Origin of the sequence: Ferrimonas sediminicola, assembly GCF_005116715.1 — a bacterium.
In the GTDB taxonomy this organism is placed as follows: Bacteria; Pseudomonadota; Gammaproteobacteria; order Enterobacterales; family Shewanellaceae; genus Ferrimonas; species Ferrimonas sediminicola.
On sequence record NZ_SWCI01000046.1, the window covers coordinates 1 to 261 of the forward strand.

General features: G+C 56.3%; 2 tRNA genes. Both read left to right on the forward strand.

What is annotated here, in order from left to right:
* The first annotated feature begins 51 nt into the window (after positions 1 to 51).
* Positions 52 to 127 (forward strand) — tRNA-Ala (locus FCL40_RS18460).
* A gap of 44 nt (positions 128 to 171) precedes the next feature.
* Positions 172 to 247 (forward strand) — tRNA-Glu (locus tag FCL40_RS18465).
* Positions 248 to 261 lie beyond the last annotated feature (14 nt).

Genomic DNA, 261 nt, shown 5'->3' on the forward strand with positions numbered 1-261 from the left:
CGCCAATCCCGTAAGGGACGCCACTTATTCGCTTTGTTACAAAGCAAAAGTGGGGCTATAGCTCAGCTGGGAGAGCGCTTGCATGGCATGCAAGAGGTCCACGGTTCGATCCCGTGTAGCTCCACCACTTTCGTGCTCATGTCACCAGAGCCTAAACGGTGACAGTCCAGGGTCCCCTTCGTCTAGAGGCCTAGGACACCGCCCTTTCACGGCGGTAACAGGGGTTCGAATCCCCTAGGGGACGCCACTTATCTGTTGATG